The following is a 13,492-nucleotide window of genomic DNA, read 5'->3' as shown; positions in this document are numbered from 1 at the left end:
GGCGGCTCAGCCGGTGGGCTGGTCGTTGCGGATCATCAGGGCGCTGCGCAGACCGGTGATGTCCAGTACGCGGATCAGGAAGTCGCCCACGTGCGTCAGCATCAGCAGGCTCTGGGCGTGGCTGGCCTTGCGGCTGAGCACGACCAGGGTGCCCAGGCCCTGCGAGTCGCAGAAGGTCACGCCGCCGAGGTCGAGCACGATCTTCGGCGGCGGGTCGGCCAGCACCTCGTTGACGACGGTGGAGAGCTGCGCCGCCGTGAGCATGTCGATCTCACCGGCTAGGCGCAAGACTGCTTCGTCGCCCGTCCGGTGTAGCGTGATGGACAGTTCGGCACGATCCACCCGGTCAGCCTAGCGCGATCCGACCGACCTGGCCTGTCGAGGCCGCGAGCCGTCGCCCTCCAGGCCGCGAGGCCCCCCGTGCCGCCGCTGTTGACGAGCGCAGATCACGGGTGAGCCGGGTAACCCCACCACGGGGTGGCTGCTCGTTGACCGTCCGGCGCTGTCACAATGGCGGCATCGTGACCGACATCTTTCCCGCCGGATCCGGCCGCTACCCAGCCGACGCGCCGGCCTCCGAGGCCCTGTTCGACCGCGCCCGCGCCATCGTGCCGGGCGGGGTGAACTCCCCTGTGCGCGCCTTCCAGGCGGTTGGCGGCACCCCGCGCTTCATGGTCCGTGGTGAGGGCCCGTGGCTGTACGACGCCGACGGTCGCCGCTACGTCGACCTGGTCTGCTCCTGGGGTCCGCTGATCCTCGGGCACGCCCACCCGGAGGTGGTGGAGGCCGTCCAGGCCGCCGCGGCCTTGGGCACCAGCTTCGGCACGCCCACCCCCGGTGAGGTGGAGTTGGCCGCCGAGATCGTCGCCCGGACCCCTGTCGAGCAGGTCCGCCTGGTCAACTCCGGCACCGAGGCGACCATGTCGGCGGTCCGGTTGGCCCGTGGCTTCACCGGCCGCTCGAAGATCGTCAAGTTCGCCGGCTGCTACCACGGCCACGTCGACGCGCTGCTCGCCGCCGCCGGCTCCGGCGTGGCCACCCTGGGCCTGCCCGACTCGCCAGGCGTGACCGGCGCGGCGGCCAGCGAGACGATAGTTCTTCCGTACAACGACATCCGGGCCGTCGAGGAGGTCTTCGCCGCCGAGGGCCAGCACATCGCCGCGGTGATCACCGAGGCCGCTGCCGGCAACATGGGCGTGGTGGCTCCCCGCGACGGCTTCAACCAGCAGCTCGCCCGGATCGCGCACGCACACGGCGCCCTGCTCGTGGTGGACGAGGTGATGACCGGGTTCCGGGTCTCCCGCGCCGGGTGGCACGGCCTCGACGCCTCCGAGGCGGACCTGTGGACGTACGGCAAGGTCATGGGTGGTGGCCTGCCCGCCGCGGCGTTCGGCGGGCGCGCGGACATCATGTCGCGGCTCGCGCCGGCCGGCCCGGTCTACCAGGCCGGCACCCTCTCGGGTAACCCGCTCGCCTGCGCCGCCGGTCTGGCGACGCTGCGGCTCGCCGACGACGCGCTGTACCAGCGCCTCGACGAGACGGCCGCCGTCGTGGGCAAGCTGGCGTCCGAGGCGTTGGCCGCCGCCGGGGTCCCGCACCGACTGTCGTACGCGGGCAGCATGTTCTCGATCTTCTTCACCGACGCCGATGTGGTCGACTACGACAGCGCGCGCACCCAGCAGGTGCCGGCGTTCAAGGCGTTCTTCCACGCGATGCTCGCCGCCGGGGTCTACCTGCCGCCGAGCGCGTTCGAGTCGTGGTTCGTGTCGGCGGCGCTCGACGACGCCGCTCTGGAACACATTGCCGACGCGCTGCCGACGGCGGCGAACGCGGCGGCAGCGGCCGGTCACGGGGGGTAACAAAACCTTGAGCAAGACTGTGGTTCACGTGCTTCGGCATGGCGAGGTGTACAACCCCGACCAGATCCTCTACGGCCGGTTGCCCGGTTTCCGCCTCTCCGAGTTGGGCGTGCAGATGGCCAAGGCCGCTGCGCAGGGCCTGGCCGAGCGGGAGATCGTGCACGTGGTGGCCAGCCCGCTGGAGCGCGCCCAGCAGACCGCCGAGCCGATCGCCGCCCAGTTCGGGCTGCCGGTCGGGGTGGACGAGCGGCTGATCGAGAGCGCCAACTGGTTCGAGGGCAAGAAGGTCTCCCCGGGTGACGGGTCGTTCCGCGACCCGCGCAACTGGTGGGTGCTGCGCGACCCGGTGACCCCGTCCTGGGGCGAGGCGTACCAGGTGATCGCCGAGCGGATGTTCGCCGCCGTGCACGCCGCCCGGGTCGCCGCCGAGGGGCGCGAGGCGGTGCTGGTGTCGCACCAGCTCCCGATCTGGACGTTGCGCCGCCACGTCGAGCGCAAGCGGCTCTGGCACGACCCGCGCAAGCGGCAGTGCGGGCTGGCCAGCCTCACGTCGTTCCACTTCGACGGCGCGAAGGTGGCGGGCATCGGCTACAGCGAGCCGGCCGCGCACCTGATCGCTCTCTCCGCGACAGCCCGGACGGCCAAGGGGGCCTGATGAACGCCCGGAGGTGGACCGCCGGTCTGCTCGCCGCCGCCACCGCGGTGGCGCTGGTCGGTTGCACGTCGTCGAAGGCGCAGGAGAAGACCTGCACGACCACCACCGACGGGATCTTCGAGTGCGCACCGGACCAGCGCTCCGCACCACCGAAGCTCGCCGGTGAGCTGCTTCTCGGCGGCACCTATGACGTCACCGAGGCTCGCGGTCAGGTGGTGGTGGTCAACTTCTGGGGTTCCTGGTGCGCGCCGTGCCGCGCCGAGGCCGACGACCTGGAAGCCGTCTACCAGGCCACCAAGGGTTCCGGCGTGAATTTCCTCGGCATCAACGTCCAGGACTCGCGGGACAAGGCCAAGGCGTTCGAGAAGGGCCGGGTCACCTACCCGAGCCTGTTCGACCCGTCCAGCAAGACGGCACTTGCGCTGGACATCCCGCCGAACAGCGTGCCGGCCACCGTGGTGCTGGACCGGGACGGCCGGATCGCGGCGGTGATCCGGGCCGCCGTCAAGCAGGAGGGCCTGCAACCGATCGTCGAACGGATCGCCGCCGAGAAGTCGGCGCCGAACTGATGGGCGAGACCTTCCGGGAGTTGGCCCTCAACGGGCCGCTGCTGCTCGCCATGGGCGCGGCGGCGCTCGCCGGCCTGGTCAGCTTCCTCTCCCCGTGCGTGCTCCCGCTCGTCCCCGGTTACCTGTCGTACGTGACCGGTCTGGCCGGCGCCGACCTGGAGGGCCGGCGGCCGGAGGCCGATCCCACGCCGGCCGGCGGGGGTGTCGCGGTCAAGGAGCGGGTCGCGCGGGTCGGCGCGGTCAAGGGTCGGGTGCTCGCCGGAACGCTGCTCTTCATCGGCGGCTTCACTGTCGTCTTCGTGGCCACCGCGATCCTCTTCGCCGGCATCGGTCGGGTGTTCTTCGACTACAAGCGCGAGTTGCAGATCGGCGTCGGCGTCCTGATCATCGTGGCGGGGTTGAGTTACCTCGGGATGATCCCGGCCCTGCAACGGGAGTTCCGGATCTCCCGGTTGCCGTCGGCCGGGCTGCTCGGCGCACCGGTCTTCGGTGCGGTCTTCGCGCTCAGTTGGGTGCCGTGCACCGGCCCCACGCTCGGCGCGGTGATGGGCATGGCCACCGCCAGCGGCCAGAGCGACCGCGCGGTGGTGCTCGCCGTGGCGTACTGCCTCGGGTTGGGGATACCGTTCATCGTCTTCGGGCTGGGCTTCGAACGCCTGCTCGGGGTCTTCCGCGCCGTCCGGCGCAACAGCCGTTGGGTCACCCGGGTCGGCGGCGCCCTGCTCATCCTGATCGGTTTGGCCCTGGTCACCGGCGGATGGCAGAGCTTCGTGATCTGGTTGCAGACCACCGTCGGGGTGGGCGAGGTGAGCATCTGATGACTGTCGTCGACGACCGACCGGAGACCGTGGCGCCCGCGCCGCGCCGCCGGCCGAACCGGCTGCTGGCCCTGCTGCGCAACTCGTGGCGGCAGCTCACCAGCATGCGTACGGCGCTGATCCTGCTCTTCCTCCTCGCGATCGCCGCCATCCCCGGCTCGGTGCTGCCGCAGCGCGGGATCAGCCCGGAGAAGGTCAACGAGTACTTCGTCGACCACCCGGACTGGGCCCCCCGACTGGACCGGATCGGCGCGTTCGAGGTCTTCGGCTCGGTCTGGTTCTCCGCGATCTACCTGCTGCTGTTCATCTCCCTGATCGGCTGCATCACGCCTCGGCTGCGCGACCACGTCCGCGCGCTGCGGTCCCGGCCGCCGGCCGCGCCGAAGCGGATGGCCCGGCTGCCGCAGCACACGGTGCTGCCCGCCCCGCCCGGTGGGGCGGCGGCGATCGCCGAGGCGCTGCGCAAGCGCCGCTGGCGGGTCGAGGTGCGCGGCGACGAGGTCTCCGCCGAGAAGGGCTATCTCAAGGAGACCGGCAACCTGCTGTTCCACACCTCGCTGATCGCTGTGCTGATCGGGGTGGCGCTCGGCTCCTGGTACGGCTGGAGCGGCAACCGGCTGCTGGTGGCCGGCGCGGACAACGCGTTCTGCAACACCCGCCAGCAGTACGCCGAGGCGAAGCTCGGCCCGCAGGTGGACAGCGCCGACCTGCCCCGCTTCTGCCTGCGGCTGGACGACTTCGAGGCCCGGTTCCTGCCGTCCGGCCAGCCGGAGTTCTTCAACGCCACGGTCACCGTCGACGGCCCGGACGAGCCGACCCGCAGCGCCGACTTCTCGGTGAACTCACCGCTGCGCCTGAACGACGCGAGCGTCTACCTGCTCGGCCACGGGTACGCCCCGGTGATCCGCTACACCGACCGGTTCGGCAACAGCCAGATCAGTGACGAGCCGTTCCTGACCACCGGCGACATGGGCCTGACCAGTGAGGGGTTGGCGGCCTTCCCGGACGCGAACGTCGACCCGGCGACCGGCCAGCGCGCACCGGGCCAGCAGATGGCGTTCACCGGCATCTACCTGCCCACGGCGCCCGAGCAGGCGCCGTTCGTCCGGTCGCAGTACCCGACCGAGCGCAACCCGGCGCTGAACCTGGTCGCCTACCGGGGCAACCTCGGCCTGGACGCCGGTATCCCCGGCTCGGTCTACCAACTCGACCAGCGGCAGGTGCGGGCCGGCAAGGTCAAGGAGGTCGGCACCAAACTGCTCCGCAAGGGCGAGACCTGGAAGCTGGACGACGGCACGACAGTCGAGTTCCTGGGCACCGAGCGGTACGTCACCCTCTCCATCCGGCACGATCCCGGCTCGACGATGCTGCTGATCAGCTGCGGTGTCCTGCTGGTCGGTCTCATGGGTTCGCTGTTCGGGAAGCGCCGCCGGGTGTTCTTCCGGGTGGTGCCGGCCGACCCCGGGGAAGGATCTCCGACGAGCGGTAGTAGCTTGATGGAGGTCGGTGGGTTGCCGCGTACCGACTATCCAGGGTTCGCCGACGAGTTCACCCAGCTCGTCGCCGCCGTCAGCGGTGCCGAACGGCCTGAAGCTGACTCCGCTGACCGAGCCGGCGTGCGAGAAGGAGCCGAGTGATGTCCGCACTCTCCGACAATCTGGTGACCTTCGCGATCCTGGCCTACCTGGTCGCGATGATCGGCCACGCCGTCGAGTACGCGCTGGGCAACGTGCGTACCCGGGTCGCCACTGCGGCTCCGGCGCGCGAGTTGGTGGGTGCCGGCGGCGGTGTCGTCCCGACGCCGCCCGTGCCGGTCCCGTCGCCGCCCACCGCCGACCGTTCCGCCCGGCGGGCCCGGCTCGCCGGCCTGATCGGGGTGGGCGCCACCGCGGTCGCGGCCGTCCTGCACCTGGCTGCGCTGGTCACCCGTGGGCTCGCCGCGGACCGGATGCCCTGGGGCAACATGTACGAGTTCGTGCTCACTGTGACGTTCATCGGGGTCGCCGCCTGGCTGGTGGTGCTCTGGAAGCGGCCGTCGCTGCGCAAGCTCGGGCTCTTCCTCACCCTGGTGATGGTGTTGCTGGTCGCCACCGCCGAGCTGGTGCTGTACGTGCCGATCGTGCCGCTGGTGCCGGCTCTGAACTCGTACTGGTTCGTCATCCACGTCTCGACGATCGTCTTCGCGTCCGGCATCTTCCTGCTCGGCGTGGTGCCGGCGGTCGGCTTCCTGATGCGCAACGGGTACGAGCAGGGCAAGCGGAGTTTCCCGTACACCCTGGCCAAGCGGCTGCCCGGCGCGATGGGCCTGGAGCGGCTGACCTTCGCGCTGCACGCCTTCGCGTTCCCGATCTTCACCTTCGCGGTGATCGCCGGTGCCATCTGGGCCGAGGCGGCCTGGGGCCGGCCGTGGGGCTGGGACCCGAAGGAGACCTGGGCGTTCATCTCCTGGGTGGTGTACGCCGGCTACCTGCACGCCCGCGCGACTCCCAGCGTCAAGCGCAACGTGGCCACCTGGATCGCGGTGCTCGGCTTCCTCACCATGCTGATGAACCTGTTCGGCGTGAACATCTTCTTCACCGGCCTGCACTCGTACGGCGGGCTGGACTGATCCTGACAGAACGTAGAACCACACTTCTTAGAAGCGTAGTTCTACATTCTGTCCCGCCATTCGGCTAGGCACGGTGAGATGTGTCCGCCGGTATTGACCCGACCCTGACCGGCTATGTGGCGGTCGACGAATCACGCGGTGGGGCCGGGCGGCAGCTCGCGTTACCCCGATATCCGTGTTGTGTGCTGACACAGCGTTGACCGCTCGCTACCGTGCGGCAGGTGGGTCGTGCGACCCAACAATCGGTGGCGGAAGGTGGGGCGCAGTGACCACAGTGGTGTCCACGGCGGCGCTGATCCGGGAGCAGCTCCGGCGGTCCCGGCTCGCGGCCGGTCTGACCCAGGAGGAGTACGGCAAACGCGCGCACTACTCGCCGTCCATGGTGTCGGCCGTCGAGCTGGGGCACACGGCGCCCAACGAGGCGTACCTGACCCGGGCCGACGAGGTGCTCGACACCGGCGGCCTGCTGACCTCGCTTCGAGACCTGGGCCGGCGCGACGGCGAGCCGATCTGGTTCCGCCCCTGGCTGGAGGTCGAACGGGTCGCCACCCAGCTGCGCTGCTTCGGCGCGACGATGATTCCCGGGCTGTTGCAGACCGCCGACTACGCCCGTGCGGTGTTCCGGCTCGACCTCGGGCTGACCGCCGACCGGGTGGAGGAGTTGGTGGCGGCCCGGCTGGAGCGGCAGACGATCCTCGACCGGGAGCACCCGCCGCAGCTCACCGCCGTGATCGACGAGGCAGCGCTGCAGCGCTTCGCGGAGGGCTGCGCCGGGGTGCTGGCCGAGCAGCTCCGGCACCTGGTGGCGTGCGCCCGCCGCCCGCACATCAGGGTGCACGTGCTGCCGCAGGGAGTGGGCCTGCACGCCGGCCTCTTCGGGCCGTTCATCCTCGGCCGCACCGCCGACGGCAGTTGGCTCGGCTTCCTCGACAACCAGACCGGTGGCACCGCCGTGGACGACATCAACGAGGTGGCGACCCTGCTCGGAAGGTGGGAGAGTCTGCGCAGTGACGCGCTGCCCCGGCAGCAGTCGATCGACCTGCTCGAGGAGATCGTGAAGCCATGGATCTGACCGGAGCCCGCTGGCGCAAGTCCACCCGGAGCGGCAACGATGCCGGCGCGTGCGTCGAGGTCGCCGACAACCTGCCCGGCCGGGTGCACGTCCGCGATTCCAAGGACCGCGACGGCGGCCTGCTGACCTTCAGCCCGGCCGCGTGGCGGGCCTTCGTCGAGCTGGCCCGCACCCCCTGACCGCCCGCCGAGCCGGGCAACCGGTCGGCAGCCGCGATCAGCCGCCAAACCAGGCAGCCGGTCGGCGGCCTTGCGATCAGCCGCCGAACCAGCCGGGCACGTCGAGCCGGAACCAGTTGGCCGAGGCCATCGTGCGCAGGTCGTCTTCCATCGCGTTGACCCGTTCCGGGCCGAGGGCGTCGGTCCACTGTGCGCGCAGTCGGTCGAAGATCTCGGCCGAGCGGCGTAACCCGTCGGCGCCGCGCGGTGTCACCCGGACCAGCCGCCGTCGGGCGTCGGAGGGGTCGTCGACCCGCTCCAGATAGCCGACGGCGACCAGCCGGTCGACGGTCTTGCCCGCGGCCTGTTTGGAGATGCCCAGCCGTTGGCCCAGCTCGGTGGCGGTGGTGCCGTCCGCCCCAACGGCCTGGAGCACGAACCCGTGCAGCGGTCGCAGCTCCGGATGCCCCTCCCGGGCCAGCTCGGTGTGCAGGTCGTCGATAAGCGTCCGGAAGCCGGCCAGCAGCAGCAGTGGCAGCGCGAAGCCGGGGCGCGCGGGATCAGCGCTTGCCATGTTCGACAACCACGTTTACTATTTCGTCAACCACGTTGACTATCGTAGCGTCCCCCGATCCAGGTTTCGGAAAGCAGGTAACCATGTCCGTCTTCACCGCCCACACCGCTGAGACCGCACCCGCCGCCGCCCGCCGAGCCATTGAGGGAGTGCAGGGCCGGTTCGGCTGGCTGCCCACCCCGGTGGCGCTGATGGCCGATTCGCCGCAGTTGCTTACCGGCTTCCTCACCGCCAGCACGGGCTTCGAGCAGACCGACCTCGCCCCGCTGGACCGGGAGGTGGTCATCCTGACCGTCTCCACCAGTCACGAATGCCATTTCTGCGTCGCCCTGCACACCGGCAAGCTCACCGGACTCGGCGCGACCCCCGAGCTGATCACCGCGCTGCGCGCCGGCTCGGTGCTGCCCGACCCGCGCCTGGAGGCGCTGCGCCGCTTCACGCTGGCCGTGCTCGACCACCGGGGCGCAGTGCCCGACGACGAGATGGACGACTTCCTGGCCGCCGGCTACCAGCCCCGGCACGCGCTGGACGTGGTGCTCGGCATCGGCGCGTACACCATGTCCACATTTGCCAACCGGCTCACCCGGGCACCACTCGACGCGCCACTGGCCGTCCACGCCTGGACGCCCGCCGCCTGACCGAGGGTGCCGGCCGGCTGCTGCTCAGGACGCCCCGAGGAAGTCGCGCAGCAGGGCGAGCATCTCGTCGGGGCGCTCCTCGTACAGCCAGTGCCCGCAGTCCTCGATCACCTCGCCGCGGACCGTGTCGGCGTACCGGCGAACCTGCTCGGCGACCTGACCGCCCAGGCTGGCCGCCGCCCCGACGGCCAGCACCGGCATGGTCAACTTCGTGCCCCGGTACGCCGCGTTGTCCGCGATGTCCTGCTCGAACGCCCGGAAGTACGCGAAGCTGGCCCGCAGATGCGCCGGGTCGCGCAGATGGCTCGCGAACTCCTCGATGTCGGGCGCGGCGATGCTGCCCTTGCGCACCATCAGCGCGTCGGTGAACTTGTCCACCCAGAGCGCCTCCCGCCCGTCGACCAGTGCCTCCGGGAGCCCGTTGCCGAGGGAGAAGTAGCCGAAGTTCCACACCCCGGGCCCGACCGAGGTGAGCGCCGGGAACGTGTAGATGCTCTCGTCGGGGATCGGCGCCTCGGTGAGCGCCAGCCGACTCACCCGCTGCGGATGGGCGGCGGCGTACGCGTACGCCACCATGGTCCCCAGGTCGTGTCCGACCAGCCGAAGGTCACTGACCAGGCCGAGCTGGTCGAGTAGTCCGTGCAGGTCGGCGGCGACCGTCTTCTTGTCGTACCCGCCGTCCGGCGCGTCACTGCCCCCGAAGCCCCGCAGGTCGGGCGCGACCACGTCGAAGGAGCGCCCCAACTCGGGCAGCAGGTGCCGCCACATGTACCAACACTGCGGATACCCGTGCAGCAGCACCAGCGGTGGGCCGGTGCCCCCACGGACGTAGTTCATGGTGATCTGGCCGACCCGTGCCCGCTGCTCGGTGAACCCCGCCGGAACCCGCTCCCCGCCCATCGCCGCCTCCGTCCGCCGTCCGCCTGCGCGTGCACTCTGCCGTCCGCCCGCCGCCTGCCCGGCTACCCGCTCAACCGGCCGCCATGCCCGCGAGGTGCGGGCCCTGCCAGTGGATCTGGACCCCGGCCGCAGTTGGCGTTGGGGGGATCGCGAGCGTCACAGCACCCGGCTTGGGCCGTGCGGGAGCCGGTGCGGGAGACTGGGCGACATGGCGGCTCGTGGCTTCCCGTACACCGATCTCAAGGACTTTCTCGCGGCGCTGGAGCGCGCGGGGGAGTTGCGCCGGGTCGACGTCCCGGTCGATCCGACCCTGGAGATCAGCGAGGTGGTCACCCGCACGGTGCGGGCCGGCGGCCCGGCGCTGCTCTTCGAGCGTCCGACCCGGGGCGAGATGCCGGTGGCGATCAACCTGTTCGGCACCGAGAAGCGGATGGCGATGGCCCTCGGCGTCGACTCGCTGGACGAGGTCGGCGCCCGGATCGGCGCGCTGATCAAGCCGGAGCTGCCGGTCGGCTGGTCGGGCATCCGCGAGGGTCTCGGCAAGGTCATGCAGCTCAAGTCGGTGCCGCCGCGCAAGGTGAAGACCGCCCCCTGCCAGGAGGTCGTCTACCGGGGTGAGGACGTCGACCTCAACCGGCTGCCGGGGTTGCAGGTCTGGCCCGACGACGGCGGGATCTTCCACAACTACGGGTTGACCCACACCAAGCACCCGGAGACCGGCAAGCGCAACCTCGGCCTCTACCGACTCCAGCAGCACGGCCGCAACACCCTGGGAATGCACTGGCAGATCCACAAGGACTCCACAGCGCACCACGCGGTCGCCGAGCGGCTCGGGCAGCGCCTGCCGGTCGCGATCGCGATCGGTTGTGACCCGGTCGTCTCGTACGCGGCCAGCGCTCCACTGCCCGGCGACATCGACGAGTACCTGTTCGCCGGGTTCCTGCGCGGCGAGCGGGTGGAGATGGTCGACTGCCTCACAGTGCCGTTGCAGGTGCCGGCGCACGCGCAGATCGTGCTGGAGGGCTACCTGGAGCCCGGTGAGCGGCTGCCCGAGGGACCGTTCGGCGACCACACCGGCTTCTACACGCCGGTCGAGCCGTTCCCCGTGCTGCACATCGAGGCGATGACCATGCAGCGCAAGCCGGTCTACCACTCGATCGTCACCTCGAAGCCGCCGCAGGAGGACCACGGCCTCGGCAAGGCCACCGAGCGGATCTTCCAGCCTCTGCTCAAGCTGATGATCCCGGACATCGTCGACTACGACCTGCCGGCCGCCGGCGTCTTCCACAACTGCGCGATCGTCTCCATCCGCAAGCGCTACCCGAAGCACGCGCAGAAGGTGATGAACGCGATCTGGGGTGCGCACCTGATGTCGCTGACCAAGCTGATCGTGATCGTCGACGAGGACTGCGACGTGCACGACTACAACGAGGTCGCCTTCCGTGCCTTCGGCAACGTCGACTACGCGCGCGACCTGCTGCTCACCGAGGGCCCGGTGGACCACCTCGACCACTCGTCGTACCAGCAGTTCTGGGGCGGCAAGGCCGGCGTCGACGCGACCCGCAAGCTCCCCACCGAGGGCTACACCCGCGGTTGGCCGGAGGAAATGAGCATGAGCCCGGAAGTCACGGCCCTGGTCGACAAGCGCTGGAAGGAGTACGGAATCTGATGGCCGTCCTCGACGCACCGGCCACGAAGCCGGGCCGGACCAAGTCCTTCCTGAAGCTCGTCGCCGTCGAGCACTCCGTGTTCGCGCTGCCGTTCGCGTTCCTCTCGGCGCTGACCGCGATGCAGGTCAACGGCGGGCGGGTGCGGTGGCTCGACCTGCTGCTGATCACCGTGGCGATGGTCGGGGCACGGACGTTCGCGATGGCCGCCAACCGGATCCTGGACCGCAAGATCGACGCGCGGAACCCGCGTACCGCCGGTCGGGAGCTGGTCACCGGAGAGGTGAGCGTGCGGACGGCCTGGACCGGCGCGGCCGTCGCGCTTGTGGTCTTCCTCGTCGCTGCCGCCCTGCTCAACCCGCTCTGCCTGGTGCTCGCGCCGCTAGCCGTGGTGCCGCTCGTCGTCTACCCCTACGCCAAGCGGTTCACCAACTGGCCGCACGCCATCCTCGGGGTCGCCCAGGCGGTCGGCCCGGTCGGCGCCTGGCTGGCGGTCACCGGCACCCTGTCCGGCTCCGGGCCGGCCTGGCTGCTCGGCGCGGCCGTGGGCCTGTGGATCGGCGGGTTCGACCTGATCTACGCCTGCCAGGACTCCGAGATCGACCGGGAGATCGGTGTGCACAGCGTGCCCGCCCGATACGGTCGACGCTTCGCGCTGCACGCCTCCACCGTCGCGCACGTGGTGACGTTCGCGCTGTTCATCTGGTTCGGTGCGTTGATCGGTCTCGGCTGGCTCTGGTGGATCGGGCTGGCGTTGACCGCCGTGGCGTTCGCCTACCAGCACCTGGTGGTCACCCCGACCGACCTCAGCAAGGTCAACCGGGCGTTCTTCACCGCCAACGGGTTCGTCGGCATCGCGCTGTTCCTCTTCGCCCTGCTCGACCTGGTGATCCGGCTCGGCCTACGGCCCTGAGGCTGGGTGATCCGGCTCGGCCTACGGCCCTGAGGCTGGCGGCGTGGAGCTGACGGGGTAGCGGGCGCTCTCGAAGGTCCAGTCGATGGTCCCGCGCACGGCGTACGCGACACCGTCGAGATGGTCGGTGACCGCCTTGTCCAACGTCGGGCCGAACGACGGCACCTCGGCTCGCAGCGCGACGAAGCGTCGCATCGCCGCCCGCCACTGCTCGGCCGCCCGTTCGACCGCCTCCGCCTCGGGCACGGCCAGTTCGGCCTGCAGGGCGAGGACGATGTTGTGCCCGCCGGCCGTCGTCCGGTCCCGTTCCAGCGAGGCCAGGTCGTTGTACCAGGAGAGCAGGTCGTTGCCGGTACGGGCGATCTGACGCAGCAGCGGGTGGTGGTAGACCGGGTCGGGCAGCGGCCGACCGCTGACGAACTCCACAAGCGGGTACGACACCTCCGCCGCCGAGGTCGACCGGCGCAGCTCGACGTACTGGTCCACGCTGGGGCGGCGGCCGGCCTCCTTGTTGACCGCCTCCTGCCAGGTGCCGTCGAGGTGCCGGGCCACCGCGTCGGCGAAACGCTGCCGCCACCGGGCCGGCATCCGGCGGCGCGGCTCCCGCCAGGCCAGCACCAGCAGTCGTCGTAGCGGGCCGGTGAGCCCGGCCTGCCGCAGCCGGGTGCCGTCGTGCAGCAGCGCCAGGGTGCCGTTGCGCAGCGCCCGGATCTGCTCCGGGGTCAACCGATTCGGCCCGTCGCAGGCGTCGTCGACCAGGAAGAACCAGGTGAACAGCGCGGCCAGCACCCGCAGGTCGGCTTCGGTCGCCTCCGGGTAGAGCCGCCCGGCGTACCGGGCGAAGGCTCCCCGGGACAGTCGGTGCAGCGCGGCGTCGTCCAGCGCAAGGCCGAGCTCGGGCAGCAGACCGAGCAGCCAGCCCTGCACACGATCGGCGTGTGGGGGGAGCCGGGCCGGGATCGGACAATCGGCACGCAGCGCCCGCAGGATCTCGCCGGTCGTCACCGATGCCTCCTCTGCGACATGCTTCCGGTGCGAATCGCCAGCGGCAGCATCTCAGG

Annotated in this window: 15 protein-coding genes; 11 read left to right on the top strand and 4 right to left on the bottom strand. The window is 70.8% G+C overall.

Annotated features, from left to right (window positions below; genetic code table 11):
• Positions 1-6: 6 nt before the first annotated feature.
• Positions 7-342 (bottom strand): STAS domain-containing protein, encoded by a 336-nt coding sequence (locus IW248_RS23805; protein ID WP_088951070.1) that lies wholly within the window; start codon positions 340-342, stop codon positions 7-9.
• A gap of 179 nt (positions 343-521) precedes the next feature.
• Between IW248_RS23805 and hemL the strand changes: the two genes are divergently transcribed.
• From hemL to IW248_RS23765, 8 genes are all read left to right on the top strand, one after another.
• Entirely contained in the window at positions 522-1,859 is a 1,338-nt protein-coding gene (gene hemL, locus IW248_RS23800) for a glutamate-1-semialdehyde 2,1-aminomutase (RefSeq protein WP_196928750.1), read from the top strand.
• Positions 1,860-1,878: 19 nt separating this feature from the next.
• Positions 1,879-2,514: a histidine phosphatase family protein gene (locus tag IW248_RS23795; RefSeq protein WP_307788392.1), complete on the top strand. Its 636-nt coding sequence runs from the start codon at positions 1,879-1,881 to the stop codon at positions 2,512-2,514.
• Positions 2,514-3,083 carry a TlpA family protein disulfide reductase gene (locus IW248_RS23790; protein WP_196928748.1) on the top strand — a complete coding sequence of 190 codons (570 nt, stop codon included), beginning with the start codon at positions 2,514-2,516 and terminating at the stop codon, positions 3,081-3,083. The genes IW248_RS23795 and IW248_RS23790 overlap by 1 nt, the downstream gene beginning before the upstream one ends.
• Positions 3,083-3,901, top strand: a complete 819-nt coding sequence (locus IW248_RS23785) for a cytochrome c biogenesis CcdA family protein (RefSeq protein WP_196928747.1) — start codon at positions 3,083-3,085, stop codon at positions 3,899-3,901. The genes IW248_RS23790 and IW248_RS23785 overlap by 1 nt, the downstream gene beginning before the upstream one ends.
• Positions 3,901-5,538, top strand: a complete 1,638-nt coding sequence (gene resB, locus IW248_RS23780) for a cytochrome c biogenesis protein ResB (RefSeq protein WP_196928746.1) — start codon at positions 3,901-3,903, stop codon at positions 5,536-5,538. The genes IW248_RS23785 and resB overlap by 1 nt, the downstream gene beginning before the upstream one ends.
• Positions 5,538-6,509, top strand: a complete 972-nt coding sequence (gene ccsB / locus IW248_RS23775; protein WP_196928745.1) for a c-type cytochrome biogenesis protein CcsB — start codon at positions 5,538-5,540, stop codon at positions 6,507-6,509. Before resB ends, ccsB begins: the two co-directional genes overlap by 1 nt.
• Before the next feature lie 265 nt (positions 6,510-6,774).
• The gene (locus IW248_RS23770; RefSeq protein ID WP_196928744.1) at positions 6,775-7,581 is read left to right on the top strand and encodes a helix-turn-helix domain-containing protein; all 807 of its coding nucleotides are present in this window, start codon (positions 6,775-6,777) and stop codon (positions 7,579-7,581) included.
• The gene (locus IW248_RS23765) at positions 7,572-7,760 is read left to right on the top strand and encodes a DUF397 domain-containing protein (RefSeq protein WP_196928743.1); all 189 of its coding nucleotides are present in this window, start codon (positions 7,572-7,574) and stop codon (positions 7,758-7,760) included. Before IW248_RS23770 ends, IW248_RS23765 begins: the two co-directional genes overlap by 10 nt.
• 76 nt (positions 7,761-7,836) lie before the next feature.
• Here IW248_RS23765 and IW248_RS23760 read toward each other — a convergent pair whose 3' ends face one another.
• On the bottom strand, positions 7,837-8,313 hold the full coding sequence (locus tag IW248_RS23760; protein WP_196928742.1) for a MarR family winged helix-turn-helix transcriptional regulator: 477 nt from the start codon (positions 8,311-8,313) through the stop codon (positions 7,837-7,839).
• Between the two features lie 83 nt (positions 8,314-8,396).
• Between IW248_RS23760 and IW248_RS23755 the strand changes: the two genes are divergently transcribed.
• On the top strand, positions 8,397-8,951 hold the full coding sequence (locus IW248_RS23755) for a carboxymuconolactone decarboxylase family protein (RefSeq protein ID WP_196928741.1): 555 nt from the start codon (positions 8,397-8,399) through the stop codon (positions 8,949-8,951).
• 24 nt (positions 8,952-8,975) lie between these two features.
• Here the strand turns inward: IW248_RS23755 and IW248_RS23750 are convergent, their stop codons facing one another.
• Positions 8,976-9,851 carry an alpha/beta fold hydrolase gene (locus IW248_RS23750; RefSeq protein ID WP_196928740.1) on the bottom strand — a complete coding sequence of 292 codons (876 nt, stop codon included), beginning with the start codon at positions 9,849-9,851 and terminating at the stop codon, positions 8,976-8,978.
• Positions 9,852-10,059: 208 nt separating this feature from the next.
• Here IW248_RS23750 and IW248_RS23745 point away from each other — a divergent pair, with 208 nt between their 5' ends.
• Positions 10,060-11,520 (top strand): menaquinone biosynthesis decarboxylase, encoded by a 1,461-nt coding sequence (locus IW248_RS23745; protein WP_124818338.1) that lies wholly within the window; start codon positions 10,060-10,062, stop codon positions 11,518-11,520.
• Positions 11,520-12,431, top strand: a complete 912-nt coding sequence (gene mqnP, locus IW248_RS23740; protein WP_196928739.1) for a menaquinone biosynthesis prenyltransferase MqnP — start codon at positions 11,520-11,522, stop codon at positions 12,429-12,431. Before IW248_RS23745 ends, mqnP begins: the two co-directional genes overlap by 1 nt.
• Positions 12,432-12,452: 21 nt before the next feature.
• On the opposite strand, the gene IW248_RS23735 is transcribed toward mqnP, so the two are convergent.
• Positions 12,453-13,436, bottom strand: a complete 984-nt coding sequence (locus IW248_RS23735; RefSeq protein WP_196928738.1) for a terpene synthase family protein — start codon at positions 13,434-13,436, stop codon at positions 12,453-12,455.
• Positions 13,437-13,492 lie beyond the last annotated feature (56 nt).

The sequence above is a fragment of the Micromonospora ureilytica genome (assembly GCF_015751765.1).
In the GTDB taxonomy this organism is placed as follows: Bacteria; Actinomycetota; Actinomycetes; order Mycobacteriales; family Micromonosporaceae; genus Micromonospora; species Micromonospora ureilytica.
Note: the sequence above shows the minus strand (reverse complement) of the source record. Positions and strands in the feature narration are given on the sequence as shown.

Bases quoted from the DNA above. Each gene is read 5' to 3' on its own strand.
- IW248_RS23790 (WP_196928748.1), top strand. From the start codon at position 2,514: ATGAACGCCCGGAGGTGGACCGCCGGTCTGCTCGCCGCCGCCACCGCG.
- IW248_RS23785 (WP_196928747.1), top strand. From the start codon at position 3,083: ATGGGCGAGACCTTCCGGGAGTTGGCCCTCAACGGGCCGCTGCTGCTC.
- resB (WP_196928746.1), top strand. From the start codon at position 3,901: ATGACTGTCGTCGACGACCGACCGGAGACCGTGGCGCCCGCGCCGCGC.
- ccsB (WP_196928745.1), top strand. From the start codon at position 5,538: ATGTCCGCACTCTCCGACAATCTGGTGACCTTCGCGATCCTGGCCTAC.
- IW248_RS23765 (WP_196928743.1), top strand. From the start codon at position 7,572: ATGGATCTGACCGGAGCCCGCTGGCGCAAGTCCACCCGGAGCGGCAAC.
- IW248_RS23760 (WP_196928742.1), bottom strand. From the start codon at position 8,313: ATGGCAAGCGCTGATCCCGCGCGCCCCGGCTTCGCGCTGCCACTGCTG.
- IW248_RS23755 (WP_196928741.1), top strand. From the start codon at position 8,397: ATGTCCGTCTTCACCGCCCACACCGCTGAGACCGCACCCGCCGCCGCC.
- IW248_RS23750 (WP_196928740.1), bottom strand. From the start codon at position 9,851: ATGGGCGGGGAGCGGGTTCCGGCGGGGTTCACCGAGCAGCGGGCACGG.
- IW248_RS23745 (WP_124818338.1), top strand. From the start codon at position 10,060: ATGGCGGCTCGTGGCTTCCCGTACACCGATCTCAAGGACTTTCTCGCG.
- mqnP (WP_196928739.1), top strand. From the start codon at position 11,520: ATGGCCGTCCTCGACGCACCGGCCACGAAGCCGGGCCGGACCAAGTCC.